Raw genomic sequence first — 13234 nt, forward strand, 5'->3', positions numbered from 1 at the left:
TCTAAATTTACTGATCAAGCTTTTTTCTTATCCTCTGAATGGCATTATCAATAGACTTTTCCGGTTTTCCAAGCCTTGCAGCGATTGTATCATAGGAGTCCCCGGTGAGATATTCCGCAAGCACCTTCTTCTCGTAAACAGAAAGCCTGCCCTCTATCTTCTTGTTCATATCATCTATATTGTACCTGTACATCATAAGGGATTCCGGTTTGCTAAGCTCATCAGCCTCCAGGGTATCTATGAGCATTACATCCTCTTCGTCTCCGCCGGAGTAAAATGACACGGCTGAGTTTAGAGGCTGGTGCTTCTTCCTGTTTGACATGTTCACGGCAGAAAGCATTTGCCGCCTTACACACATATTGGCAAATGTAAAAAAGCTGGTTCCCTTATCTGCCGAGTAATCCCTGACAGCCTTATAAAGCCCGATCATCCCTTCCTGGATAAGATCTTCCCTCTCTCCGCCTATGAGATAAAGGGCACGGCTCTCCTTCTTCACCATTCCGGTGTACTTGTTGATGAGATAATCAACGGCTCCTTCATCGGTGTTATGTCTTATCATGTCTATAAGCTCTTCATCAGATCTGTCTATATAATTTTCATTCTGTGATCCATGTAAGACCTGCGGCATTTCATCCTCCACTTAAGCATTAAGTCTCTGTCTTACCACCTCGTAAGCAAGCACTCCGGCTGCCACTGAAGCATTAAGCGAATCTATGTCTCCCTTCATAGGAATTGATACAACATAGTCGCACTTCTCCTTAACCAGTCTGCTTACGCCATTTCCCTCATTTCCTACAACGATGCCCATTGAGCCTGTGAGATTACACTTATACATTATCTCGCCGCTCATATCGGCACAGGCGAACCACATTCCCCGGTCCTTAAGCTCGTCAATGGTCTTGCCTATATTGGTAACCTTAACTACAGGTGTATAGTTAATGGCTCCTGCGGAAGCCTTCACCACTGTAGCTGTGATACCTGAAGCACGACGCTTAGGTATTACCACACCGTGGGCACCTGCAAGATTGGCTGTTCTTATGATAGCTCCCAGATTATGGGGATCCTCTATCTCATCCAGCACGAATATAAACGGTGCCTCACCACGGCTTGCTGCCAGGTCAAATATATCATCAATGGTGCTGTATCTGTATGCGGCAGCGTGGGCGATAACCCCCTGGTGCTTGCCGGTTTCTGACATGGCATTGAGCTTGTCCCTTGATACATAATTGATTATGGTATCTGCCTTCTTAGCCTCTCTTATGATAGAATTTATGCTTCCATCCTGACAGCCGGTAAGCACATACAGCTTGTCGATGGTTTTACCTGAACGGTATGCCTCAAGAACGGCATTACGTCCCTCTATGACAAACACCTCTTCATTTGTCTGTTTTTCATTGTTATCCATAATATAATGGTTCTCCTGTTTTCTGTATATACTGCGTTACTGCAATGAATCCTTATAGTTCATGACCTTCTTCACCAGTTCAAAAAGTCTGTCGTAATCCTTCTTAAGGTACAGATATCCCACAAGAGCTTCAAAGCCTGTAGCCTTTCTGTACTGTCCCACAGTCGCATTCTTGGCTGTGGAATGGGATTTCGCGTTTCTGCCCCGCTTGTATATATCCTGCTCCTCCTCTGTAAGCTCATTAAATAAATGATCTATACAGATAGCCTGGGTCTCAGCCTTAACGTAACTGCTGGCTTCCTTATGATACTTAAATGCCTGCTTGTTGTTTCTTGTTACAAGCACAGTCTTTATAAGCAGGTCATACACACTGTCTCCTATATAGGCAAGAGAAAGGGGTGAATATTCCTTAGGGTCACTGTATACTGCCCCCAGGACCGACTCAAAGTAACTGTCTATGCTCTTTTCCATTTTACACCTTCTCTTGTATCTAAGAGTGTGATTCCCATGTCGGCAAGCTTGTTTCTGATTTCATCTGCCTTAGCGAAATCCTTGGCCTTTCTTGCCGCCTGACGCTCATTTATGAGAGCCTCTATATCTGAATCCAAAAGCTCCTCTTCCTTTTCTGTGATTATTCCAAGCACATCACATAACTTTTCCACAGTTGAAAGAGCCTTGTCTACAGTTGCCTTTGGTGTGTCATTTGTCACGTTGATATTTGTATACTTAATAAGCTCAAATATTACGGATATGGCATCCGCTGTATTTAAGTCATCATCCATGGCAGCCTCATAACGCTTAACGAAATTTTCAAGCTCTGCCTCTATTGCAGGGTCATTTCCTTCATTTGCAGGTTTAAGCTCCTTAAGCTTTTCTACTGCTGTGAGTATTCTCTCAAGTCCGTTCTTTGATGCCTCAACAAGATCTGCAGAGAAGTTAAGCGGACTTCTGTAGTGAGCTGACAGCATGAAAAATCTTATTACCTGTAATGGGTACTTCTCTGAGATCTCTCTTACTGTGAAAAAGTTGCCCAGTGACTTACTCATCTTCTCATTGTTTATCTTAAGGAAGCCGTTGTGCATCCAATATCTGGCAAATTCTGTGTCATTTGCAGCTTCACTCTGGGCGATCTCATTCTCGTGGTGAGGGAATATAAGATCCTCGCCGCCGGCATGGATATCAATAACGTCGCCGATGTACTTCTTGGACATTACCGAACATTCAAGGTGCCATCCCGGTCTTCCGTCTCCCCATGGTGACGGCCATGATGGCTCGCCTTCTTTCTTAGGCTTCCAGAGAACGAAGTCAAGCGGATCCTCCTTCTCGTCCTCTCCCGACACCTTAAGCTGATGGTTCTCTGCTCTGTGTCCTGACTCAAGGTCATCTATATTCTTATGGGATAATTTTCCATATCCATCAAAGCTTCTTGTTCTGAAATAAACTGTGCCGTTCTTCTCGTAAGCGTGTCCCTTTTCTATGAGTACCTTGATCATCTCGATCATGTCAGGTATCTCCTTTGTTGCCTGTGGATGGGTTGTGGCAGGCATTACATTAAGTCCCTCCATATCCTTCTTACACTCGGCAATGTACTTCTCTGATACAACTGCGGATTCAACCCCAAGTTCATTTGCACGCTTAATGATCTTGTCGTCAACATCAGTGAAATTTGACACATAATTTACATCATAGCCCTTGTATAACAGATATCTTCTGAGGGTATCAAATACGATCATAGGTCTTGCGTTTCCTATGTGGATGTAATCGTAAACCGTAGGTCCGCACACATATATACCGACCTTGCCTTCATTTATAGGAACAAATTCCTGCTTACTTCTTGTAAGTGTATTAAATATTTTCATAGCCTGATCCTTTCTGCCAAATATCAGTCATTTGATTTTTGCCTTAGAAAACAGTGCACTACGGCACATTTACACTTCAGTATAAAATTTGCTGTTTCTTTTGTCAACCGGAAAGAGTCCAATAAGTTTCCTGTTTTGCATAAAAATTGACCATTATGTTTCACATTTCTCATATTGGCACTGTAAATTTCATCTGAAAATTGTTATACTTGACAGTAAGTGATTACAACTTGCGAAAAAGTTGTTCATGAAAATGGCTCAAGGAGACACCTTCGTACCATTGTGTCACACTGCAAGCTTTAAGCTTTTATGAAATTTAAGTGAGGTTTACATAATTCATGTTAAATATCCGTATATCAGACTTAAAAATATTTGTCCATAAGCTTCTTATAGATAAGACCTTTGATCCTCTCCTGCTGGTGGAGGCAAGTATTAAAAGTGATGTTTCCTATCACATAAGCGGCAGGATCAACAGGGAATTTTTCACAGATGAAGAGCTTGAAGCTCTCCCCTCTGACATGTACATTCCATGGTCAGCCCAAAAGGGAAATATCTTTAATGTAATAAAGGGAAGCAAGCTGCCCCTTGGCTTTAAGATAGTCCTTATCGCCAGAGACAGAGACATAAAGCACATAATAGAAAACAACAATCTCCATATGAATCCCGACGACGTGGCCAATCTCGCCATGAACATACTCTACGATGGAAACGAGATAATCGTCACCACCATCACCTCCCTTAAAACCTTCTCTCTTTCAAAGGAGCTGGAGCACCTGTGGGATCAGAATGTGAAGGCTTTTCTTTCAAAAAACGAGATTACATTTGAAGAAAGGTAGGAAAATATAAAAAGCTTTATTAGCACTCATTCGAAATGAGTGCTAATTTTTTCTTGACATTCTGATTTTATTATCCTAATATGATGTAGAAAGTTAATATTTCAATGAAACTTACTGCTTTTACAGAGTTACATATAAGAAGGAGATGTATTTTATTATGAAAAAAGGAAGTTTATCGATCAACAGTGAAAACATATTTCCTGTCATTAAGAAATGGCTCTATTCAGACCATGATATATTTGTCAGGGAATTGATCTCAAACGGCTGTGACGCCGTAACAAAACTTAAGAAGCTGTCTCTCATGGGTGAATATGAAGAGGATGGAAAGCCTTTCAGAATAGACGTTATCGTCAGTCCTACAGACAAGACCATACAGTTTATCGATAATGGTATCGGTATGACCGAGGAAGAGGTTGACAAGTACATAAATGAGATCGCATTCTCAGGTGCTTCTGCATTTCTCGAACAGTATAAGGACAAGGCTACCGAGGAACAGATCATCGGTCACTTCGGTTTAGGCTTCTATTCCGCTTTCATGGTTGCCGACAAGGTTACTATCGAGACCCGTTCATACAAGGAGGATGAGGACGCTGTATTCTGGGAGTGCGAGAACGGCACCGACTACAAGATGAAGAAGAGCATGAAGTCTGACCGTGGTACTGTCATCACCCTTTACCTGAATGAGGACAGCACGGAATTTGCAAATGAATATCGTATAAAGGAAGTTATTGAGAAGTACTGTTCATTCATGCCTGTTGAGATCTACTTCACAAATGCCGATACACCTGTGGAGGACGCAAAGACTGCCACTGTTGATGTGGACGCTAAGGAAGTAGACACAGAGGAGAATAATGACGCAGAGAAGTCCGACGCTGCCGAAGCAGGGGATGGCGCCGAAAAGACTGCGGACGCTGCTGATAAGAAAGAGGAAGAAAAGAAGGAGCCTGAAGGACCTAAGCCTCTTAACACCACTACCCCATTATGGGCAAAGCACCCAAATGACTGTACAGATGAGGAGTACAAGGAATTCTACAGAAAGGTATTCCATGATTACAAGGAGCCACTGTTCTGGATCCACCTGAACATGGATTATCCATTTAACCTTAAGGGTATATTATACTTCCCTAAGATCAATACCCAGTATGACAAGCTGGAGGGCACAATAAAGCTCTACAACAACCAGGTATTCGTAGCAGATAACATCAAGGAAGTAATCCCTGAGTTCCTTATGCTGCTTAAGGGCTGTATCGACTGTCCTGACCTTCCGCTTAATGTGTCAAGAAGTGCTCTTCAGAACGATGGCTTCGTAAAGAAGATCTCAGACTACATTACAAAGAAGGTTGCAGACAAGCTCACCGGTATGTACAAGGTTCACAAAGAGGATTATGAGAAGTACTGGGATGACATCAATCCATTTATCAAGTTTGGATGTCTTAAGGATGAGAAGTTCCTTGAGAAGATGAAGGACGCCGTTATATTCAAGAACCTCAAGGGCGAGTACACTACCCTTAAGGATTACCTTGAAGCCGGCAAGGAAAAGTACGAGAACAAGGTCTTCTATGTTACAGACCCTGTTGCCCAGTCACAGTACATTAACATGTTTAAGAATGAGGAAATGGACGCCCTGTACATGGATCAGACCATAGACAGTCCGTTTATCACTTTACTTGAGCAGAAGAACGAAAACGTCCACTTCTACCGTATTGACGCTGACCTTACGGATAACTTCGTAGGTGAAGAACTGTCAGAGGAGACAGTCAAAGAATATACGGACTCTCTTACAGAGACCTTCAAGAAAGCTCTGGGTGTTGAAAATATCACTATTAAGGTCGAGTCCTTAAAGAACCCTGACATCTCATCTCTCATTACCCTGTCCGAGGAATCAAGAAGAATGCAGGAAATGATGAAGATGTACGGAATGGCAGGAATGAATTTTGACGCTGACATGTTCGGTGGAAAGGGTGAGACCCTGGTTCTTAACTCTAACAATGATCTTGTCAAGTATGTACTTGACAACAAGGACGGCGAGCATACTGATGACATCTGCTGCCAGTTATACGATCTTGCGGTTCTTGCCAACAGACCATTGGCGCCTGAGGCAATGACCAGATTCGTTGCAAGAAGCAATAGGCTTCTGACGGTACTTACAAAGTAGAACACTTTCAGTACTTAATTTATATAGGTTACGGACGGTTTTATCAGCATGTACCGTCCTATATAAATGACAGGACAAAAAACAATGATAAAAAAGCCATACATAGGTTCCTGATATAGTTCCTTTGATTAAAGGTTTTATACCAGCCTCCCATGCATGGCTTTTTACATTATAAATACTATTTCAGTATATAAATATTTTTTGATATATACACTCTTCTATTTTAGTGTGCCAGGATCTCTACACCATGATCTGTCATAACCAGAGTGTACTCCCACTGGGCTGATGGCTGTCCATCATCTGTGTATATTGTCCAGCCGTCATCAGCGTCCTGATATACCTCATGGGTTCCAAGATTTATCATAGGCTCAATGGTGAATACCATTCCCGGTGCAAGAACACAGTCTGTGCCCGGCCTGCCCACATGAGAAACATATGGATCCTCATGGATCTCAAGACCTACACCATGACCACCGATCTCTCTTACAACCTGGTATCCCTGCTTAGTTGCAAATGTATTGATGGCATAGCCTATATCCCCGATAGTGACCCAGGGCTCCTTGCAGACCTCTACGCCTATATCAAGCGCCTGCTTGGTATCTGTTACAAGCTTCTGCCATACAGGATCCACATCACCTATCATAAACATTCTTGATGAATCTCCGTAATAACCCTTGTACTTTGTTGTACAGTCAATATTTACAATGTCTCCATCCTTAAGTATTGTGTCATCACTTGGAATACCGTGACATACCACATCATTTATAGATATACATACACTCTTAGGATAACCCATATAGCCAAGGCAGGCTGGTATTGCATCTATGGATTTTGTATATTCATATATCCTTCTGTCAAGCTCTCCTGTAGATACTCCCTCCACAACAAATGGTGTTATAAAATCAAGTACATCTGTATTGACCTTTGACGCCTCTCTTATGCCCTCTATCTGCTCCGGAGTCTTTATCATCTTTCTTGTTGGAATCACCATTCCTCTGTTCTTTAAGGACTCAAGCTTATCATCAAATGCAAGATGACATGACTTATACTTCTTTCCGCTTCCACACCAGCATGGATCATTTCTACCTATCTTCATTTTCACAAACTCTCTTTCTTTTGAACATCAGTCCATTATCACTCCGACCTGCCAAATCCTGCGGGCTGTCATGCAATGTAACCATATGCTCCATCAGTATAAAAAAAATTGGAGCAGCAACCATTTGAAATTTCCTGCGGCAAGGGGTTGCTGCGGCGTAAGGATGTCTCAGACATCCTTACAAGCAATGTGCGGATCAGTCATTAAGCCGATCCGCACATTATTTTATATCATATTAAAGTTAGTTTCAACTACATAAACGGAACTTAATAATATAAAATCTCATTAAATCCGTTGAATATATGTATTTTCTTATTATTTTTGAGAATAGTACTCATCCACATAACGCCAGAAATCATTTTCACATATCCCCTTGGCAGCAGTGAATTTATTTGCCACGTAGGCATTCATGTTCTCAAGCTCATCATCTGATGGTACGGCACCGCTCTTCACCGTGACCTCATTCGTTGATGAATTGTATATGTAGTTATCCGTGATATAGCTTCTGTCCGGGAAATACACTATGCCCGGCGAATCCGACAGGATATCCTGACCGATCAGCAGCCTTGAATCATAGTCAAGTCCCATAAGATTGGAAACTGTGGCAAGTATATCTATACTTGAGCACACCTTGTCTACCTTAACCGGAGTCTCCATAGCTCCTGAGAATATGATAAGCTTACTTCTGTATTCCTCGAAATTATCCGTAAGATTTTTTCCGGCGAGCTCCGAAAGTACATCCATACAGTCATAAGGAACATGATCTCCCGCCAGGACTATCACTGTATTCTCATACAGCCCTGCTGCCTTAAGATCCTTTATAAGCTCCGAAAGTGCCAGTTCTGTCTCATACTCACTGGCAATATACGCTTTCATGGTCTCAGAGCAGTCAAGCTCTTCCACCAGTGCTTTATTCTTATATGCCATATAATTTCCGTCAAAGGTATATACAATATGTCCCGATACAGTCAGGTAATACACATTAAACGGTGTCTCATCCTTATATTCATCAAAGGTATCCTGCACCATTATAAGATCCGACTGTGGCCATGGTGTAGTCCCTGATTCCAGCTTTTGAGCCTCAAGCCCCGATCCATTTGCCCGCCAGTCATAGCCTAACACAGGATGGGAAATATCCCTGTCATAATAATCATAACTGTTATCATGATAGCCAATGCTTGTGTATCCCTGTCGATTTAACTGATTTGCAATGGAGAAATACAGGTCATTGCCATGACTTCCCGCATAGGTCATATTGAGATATCCTCCATCATTAGGCATCATTCCCAGGAGATTCGCATATTCCCCTCCAAGGGTTGAACCGTACCACAAAGGCTGATAGTAATTCTCAAATACAAAGCCGTTCTCTGCCATATAGCTTATGGTAGGAAAATATTCTTCCTCCTCAAGAAGGTATCCCGAAAATCCCTCACAGGTTATCCATATAAGGTTAAAGCCCTCAAACACACCTGTGTATTTGTTCTTATTTGTAGGGGTAAGGCTGTTAAAATAGTCACACATAGAGGCTATGGTATCACTTCCTGAGGCTTCTCCTATTGCCGCAAGATCTATGTCCATGACATTAGGTGATACATCAACAGTAACCGCTTCTTCTGTCACAGCCTCTGCCTGACTGCCACTGTATTCATTTCCTGTACTCTGAGCGCCTGCTCCGATATCATTACCACTGCCATCACCGGAAGTCTGGTCATCCCCGGCAACTGCTGTCGGAAGCTCACCGGTCTTCACAAAGGACACCGACTCACCATTATCACCATTCCTCCTGAACGCTTCTCTTACATCAAGAACAAATGACTCACAGGCACCAAGCTCCTCCACCGCCATATCAACCGAAGTAAATTCCTTATAAACCTGATACGGATTGTACAGGCCGTCGTTCTGCAACACCAGTGCCAGCACTGTAATAAAATGAAGTGCCACAATGCCCAGTACAAGAACAACCGTCTCAGCAATATGATTACGTCTGTAATCACATATCTTCCTTGACAACAGCACCACCACAAGAAGCGGAACAAGGAACAGCAAAACCATGAGCCAGTTGCCGCCTATATTCTCTGCCACAGTGGCAGTATTGTCTGCAGCCTGGTTTCCATACTGTATGGTTCCCACTATGGACAGATAATTGTTAAATACCGAATTATATATAAGGTGTGCAAGGTAAAATACCGTCAGCACCAAGGTTATGACTATAGCAATAATATAATTCACCTTAGGTGAGAACAGTTGTACAAATACACTGCACACACATCCCACTATAATTGCAAATAAAATTATATTAAGGAGATATCCGTCATCTGCCCCAAATCTGTTGATATGGAACAAGACCTCAAAATATATAACAATAAGCACAAAAAATATTGATGCGTTAAATGGAACTCCTGCAAGCAGCGGATGGGATGTTCTTCCTTTTGAATGTCCCGTGCCATCCATTTTACCTTCCGAATTATCTTTACCATTGATTCTTTCATGTGTGACACGCCTGTTCATCTTCCCTTTGGTCATTCCTGGAACCTGTAAGCTTTCATAGTCATTGCTATGAACCTTATCCTTTGACGTATCATCCTTCACCACATATATATTACGCCTTATGTCAGAAACCTTTTCTGCTTCATCTTCCCCATCTACACTGTCTTGAATTTCTGCCGGTGTACTATCTTCCACAGTTTTTTCAGGCTCCGTGGATTTATCACCACCCGCATACTCCTCGGCAATGGCAAGTGCCTCCTTAAGCAGGCTGTCAAAGTCCTGATCCGATGTTTCCGAACATTTCGACGTTACCTGTGTTTCTAATGTTTCCGTCGCTGTTGGCTTCGTCAATGTTTCTTTATGTCTGTCCTCGCTCATAAGTTATATTACTTTACTCCATACTGATCGTAATAAGCGTCAATAGCAGCCTTAAGAGTGTCGTCAATAATAACTCTTCCCTTGTACTCTCTGTTGTAAAGATGTTCTACAACCTCTGCCATAGTTACGATAGCTGTTGTCTTTATTCCGTACTTCTCCTCGATCTCGGCAAGAGCGCCCTTCTTCCCCTGTCCGCGTTCCATTCTGTCTACTGAAACGCAAAGACCGATAACATCAACATCTCCCTGAGCCTTGATGATAGGGAGTGTCTCCTCTATTGATGTACCTGCTGTCGTAACATCCTCTATGATAACAACCTTGTCGCCATCACTTATATGGCTTCCGAGAAGTATTCCCTTATCGCCATGATCCTTTACTTCTTTTCTGTTTGAGCAGTACTTAATGTCCTCATCAAACATCTCTGCAATAGACATGGTTGTGGCAACTGTAAGAGGTATTCCTTTGTATGCAGGTCCAAATAATACGTCAAAATCAAGGCCAAACTCTGTGTTGATAGCCTCTGCATAATACTCACCAAGTCTCTTTAACTGTGCACCTGTTCTGTAGAAGCCTGTGTTTACAAAGAAAGGTGTCTTTCTTCCACTCTTTGTAACAAAGTCTCCAAACTTAAGTACGTTACAGTCAATCATAAATTCAATAAATTCCTTCTTGTAATTTTCCATCGTATTTCAAAACCTCCTGTTTATGCGGCTTTGTGCCGTTATTGTTATTTAATAAATGCTTTAATGCACACTTTCTATAAAACTCCCCTGATAAATCATATCTTTTCTTTGCGCTATCGTTCCTTATTCTACCATAAAACTTTTTTGGATTCAATGTGGAAAAAAAGGCAGAACATCTGTTCGCTGTGTGTTATAATATATATACATTTCAGATAGCAAGCCCTATTCCTCCAGATATTATGGACGCAAGAACAAAAATAAGAATATTACACATAGAAACGCATAAACTATTAATACCACTAGTAAAATATCATTTGACATCTCTAAATATCAATGGTATAGTTCTCATAGTGGTTGTGCTACGTAGCTTGCGAGGCGCGTGGCCGGTGGAGTTCCATGCGTGGGCTCCACTTTTTTTATACCCTTTTTAGAAAGGCGCCACTATATGCTTAAGACATTCTTCACATATGAACAACAATTAAATAAACTTCAACATGAAAAAGGACTTATTGTTCCTGATATTACATCAGCCACTATAACTTTAGAAAAGCTCAGCTACTACTCTCTTATTGGTGGATATAAACAACTCTTCAAGCACACACCATCACAAAAATATAAGTATGGAGTAACATTTGACGAATTAGTTGCTTTCTACTATTTTGATGAAGAGCTCCGTTCTCTTTTTCTAAAATATATCTTACATGTCGAGAGACATATCAAATCTCTGCTCTCATACTATTTTTGTGAAAAACATGGAGAGCAAGACACTGAATATCTTAATATTCACAACTACGCATTGACTAAAAGGAATTATTCCAATGTCAGCCGACTGGTCAACTCTATGAAAAAAGCAATTGCATTACCAAGCAGGTATACATATATTGCGCATCATGCCCACACTTACGGAAATATACCTTTATGGGTGGCTATGAACGCATTTACATTTGGGCAGGTATCTAAAATGTACCAATACATCACCAATGATGTACAATATAAAATCAGTCAAAAATTTAACAATATTACTGAACGCGAGTTGCATCAGTTTATCAGTGTTCTTTCACGCTGTAGGAATGTGTGCGCTCATGGCGAACGTCTCTTTTCATTTAAAATTAACGAGAATATACCAGACACTCTCTTACATAAAAAACTAAACATACCAACTATCAATAATCATTATGCATGTGGTAAACAGGATTTATTTGCTGTGGTTATTGCCCTACGCTATCTGATAGACAGTGACGAATTCAAACAGTTCAAATCTGCTCTTTCAAAGCTTATAAAAACTGTTCTTATGCAGTGTCCTCACCTTACAGAGGAACAGTTGCTTGACAATATGGGTTTTCCTACTAACTGGGATAAGATTAGCAGATATCGGAAAATATAATTATCTTATGTCTATAGTAACAGTTCATTGACTTATAAATTAAATGATGCTACTGTACATATGGTTGTGCTACGGAAACTTGCGATGCCCGTAGCCGGTGGAGTTTCATGCGTGGGCTCCACTTTTTTATTTCATGCATCAAAAACTCACCGATTGTGTCAATAATTTGCATTATGAGAAGTTTCAGGATGGGACTGTGAAATGTATTGAAGATGAGATACCATTTGAGCTGCCGGAGGGGTGGGAATGGGCAAGACTAGGTAATTTATTTTCTACAATAACAGGAAATACACCGTCTACAAAAGACGTTTCTTTATATGGCGATGAATATCCATTTTATAAACCAACCGATTTGGATGCTGGGTTTGATGTGTGTTTTTCAGAAGATACTGTTTCTGAAAAGGGATATAAGAACGGTAGAATTCTTCCCGTTTATTCAGTTTTAGTAACGTGCATTGGCGCAACTATCGGAAAAACCGGATACATTAGGAATTCTGGTATTTGTAATCAACAAATAAATGCCATCTTACCTAATACATTTATCCTACCTGAATATACATATTTTTGTATGTGTTCAGCATTTGAACAACGACAGATATGGACAAATTCATCAGCAACAACGCTTCCTATTCTAAACAAAAGCAAGTTTGACAGCCTTTTTTTTCCGGTTCCACCTAAAGCACAGCAAACACGAACTGTAGAAAAAATAAAAGAGCTCCTTCATTTTGTTGAAATTATTCAACAAGAAAAAAGGACTTTACAAGAGACAATTAAATTAACTAAATCAAAAATCCTTGACCTCGCCATTCGTGGTAAACTTGTACCTCAAGACCCAAATGATGAGCCAGCTTCTGTTCTTCTTGAGCGTATCCGTGCTGAAAAAGAAGAACTTATTAAACAAGGCAAAATCAAGCGTGATAAGAAGGAATCTGTTATCTTCCGAGGTGATGA

The 13234-nt window shown here is 41.1% G+C and carries 11 protein-coding genes; 4 read left to right on the forward strand and 7 right to left on the reverse strand.

Annotated elements, in window-relative coordinates; all coding sequences use genetic code 11:
• Positions 1 to 7 precede the first annotated feature (7 nt).
• The 4 genes from DXB54_RS11685 to cysS are packed head-to-tail and all read right to left on the reverse strand — an operon-like array spanning position 8 to position 3264.
• Entirely contained in the window at positions 8 to 628 is a 621-nt protein-coding gene (locus tag DXB54_RS11685; RefSeq protein ID WP_118695278.1) for a sigma-70 family RNA polymerase sigma factor, read from the reverse strand.
• A gap of 12 nt (positions 629 to 640) precedes the next feature.
• On the reverse strand, positions 641 to 1405 hold the full coding sequence (rlmB, locus tag DXB54_RS11690) for a 23S rRNA (guanosine(2251)-2'-O)-methyltransferase RlmB (RefSeq protein WP_118695279.1): 765 nt from the start codon (positions 1403 to 1405) through the stop codon (positions 641 to 643).
• Positions 1406 to 1441: 36 nt separating this feature from the next.
• Positions 1442 to 1876, reverse strand: a complete 435-nt coding sequence (locus DXB54_RS11695; RefSeq protein WP_021939341.1) for a Mini-ribonuclease 3 — start codon at positions 1874 to 1876, stop codon at positions 1442 to 1444.
• On the reverse strand, positions 1861 to 3264 hold the full coding sequence (cysS, locus tag DXB54_RS11700; protein WP_021939340.1) for a cysteine--tRNA ligase: 1404 nt from the start codon (positions 3262 to 3264) through the stop codon (positions 1861 to 1863). Before cysS ends, DXB54_RS11695 begins: the two co-directional genes overlap by 16 nt.
• A gap of 338 nt (positions 3265 to 3602) precedes the next feature.
• Between cysS and DXB54_RS11705 the strand changes: the two genes are divergently transcribed.
• Positions 3603 to 4100: a DUF5721 family protein gene (locus tag DXB54_RS11705; RefSeq protein WP_118695280.1), complete on the forward strand. Its 498-nt coding sequence runs from the start codon at positions 3603 to 3605 to the stop codon at positions 4098 to 4100.
• A 157-nt stretch (positions 4101 to 4257) separates the two neighbouring features.
• Complete coding sequence (htpG, locus tag DXB54_RS11710) at positions 4258 to 6255, forward strand: molecular chaperone HtpG (protein ID WP_199708765.1); 1998 nt, start codon at positions 4258 to 4260, stop codon at positions 6253 to 6255.
• Positions 6256 to 6478: 223 nt separating this feature from the next.
• On the opposite strand, the gene DXB54_RS11715 is transcribed toward htpG, so the two are convergent.
• The 3 genes from DXB54_RS11715 to pyrE form a co-directional block, all read right to left on the reverse strand.
• Entirely contained in the window at positions 6479 to 7351 is an 873-nt protein-coding gene (locus DXB54_RS11715; RefSeq protein WP_118695281.1) for a methionyl aminopeptidase, read from the reverse strand.
• Positions 7352 to 7666: 315 nt separating this feature from the next.
• Complete coding sequence (locus tag DXB54_RS11720; RefSeq protein ID WP_118695282.1) at positions 7667 to 10216, reverse strand: LTA synthase family protein; 2550 nt, start codon at positions 10214 to 10216, stop codon at positions 7667 to 7669.
• Positions 10217 to 10224: 8 nt separating this feature from the next.
• Complete coding sequence (gene pyrE / locus DXB54_RS11725; RefSeq protein WP_118695283.1) at positions 10225 to 10899, reverse strand: orotate phosphoribosyltransferase; 675 nt, start codon at positions 10897 to 10899, stop codon at positions 10225 to 10227.
• 445 nt (positions 10900 to 11344) lie between these two features.
• On the opposite strand from pyrE, the gene DXB54_RS11730 reads away from it, so the two are divergent.
• Both DXB54_RS11730 and DXB54_RS11735 read left to right on the forward strand, forming a co-directional pair.
• Complete coding sequence (locus DXB54_RS11730; protein WP_118695284.1) at positions 11345 to 12283, forward strand: Abi family protein; 939 nt, start codon at positions 11345 to 11347, stop codon at positions 12281 to 12283.
• Positions 12284 to 12479: 196 nt separating this feature from the next.
• A partial coding sequence (locus DXB54_RS11735) for a restriction endonuclease subunit S (RefSeq protein ID WP_199708766.1) occupies positions 12480 to 13234 on the forward strand: 755 nt, incomplete at its 3' end.

Source organism: Coprococcus sp. OM04-5BH (assembly GCF_003482105.1).
Taxonomy (GTDB): domain Bacteria; phylum Bacillota; class Clostridia; order Lachnospirales; family Lachnospiraceae; genus Coprococcus.

Bases quoted from the DNA above. Each gene is read 5' to 3' on its own strand.
- DXB54_RS11685 (WP_118695278.1), bottom strand. From the start codon at position 628: ATGCCGCAGGTCTTACATGGATCACAGAATGAAAATTATATAGACAGA.
- rlmB (WP_118695279.1), bottom strand. From the start codon at position 1,405: ATGGATAACAATGAAAAACAGACAAATGAAGAGGTGTTTGTCATAGAG.
- DXB54_RS11695 (WP_021939341.1), bottom strand. From the start codon at position 1,876: ATGGAAAAGAGCATAGACAGTTACTTTGAGTCGGTCCTGGGGGCAGTA.
- cysS (WP_021939340.1), bottom strand. From the start codon at position 3,264: ATGAAAATATTTAATACACTTACAAGAAGTAAGCAGGAATTTGTTCCT.
- DXB54_RS11705 (WP_118695280.1), top strand. From the start codon at position 3,603: ATGTTAAATATCCGTATATCAGACTTAAAAATATTTGTCCATAAGCTT.
- htpG (WP_199708765.1), top strand. From the start codon at position 4,258: ATGAAAAAAGGAAGTTTATCGATCAACAGTGAAAACATATTTCCTGTC.
- DXB54_RS11715 (WP_118695281.1), bottom strand. From the start codon at position 7,351: ATGAAGATAGGTAGAAATGATCCATGCTGGTGTGGAAGCGGAAAGAAG.
- DXB54_RS11720 (WP_118695282.1), bottom strand. From the start codon at position 10,216: ATGAGCGAGGACAGACATAAAGAAACATTGACGAAGCCAACAGCGACG.
- pyrE (WP_118695283.1), bottom strand. From the start codon at position 10,899: ATGGAAAATTACAAGAAGGAATTTATTGAATTTATGATTGACTGTAAC.
- DXB54_RS11730 (WP_118695284.1), top strand. From the start codon at position 11,345: ATGCTTAAGACATTCTTCACATATGAACAACAATTAAATAAACTTCAA.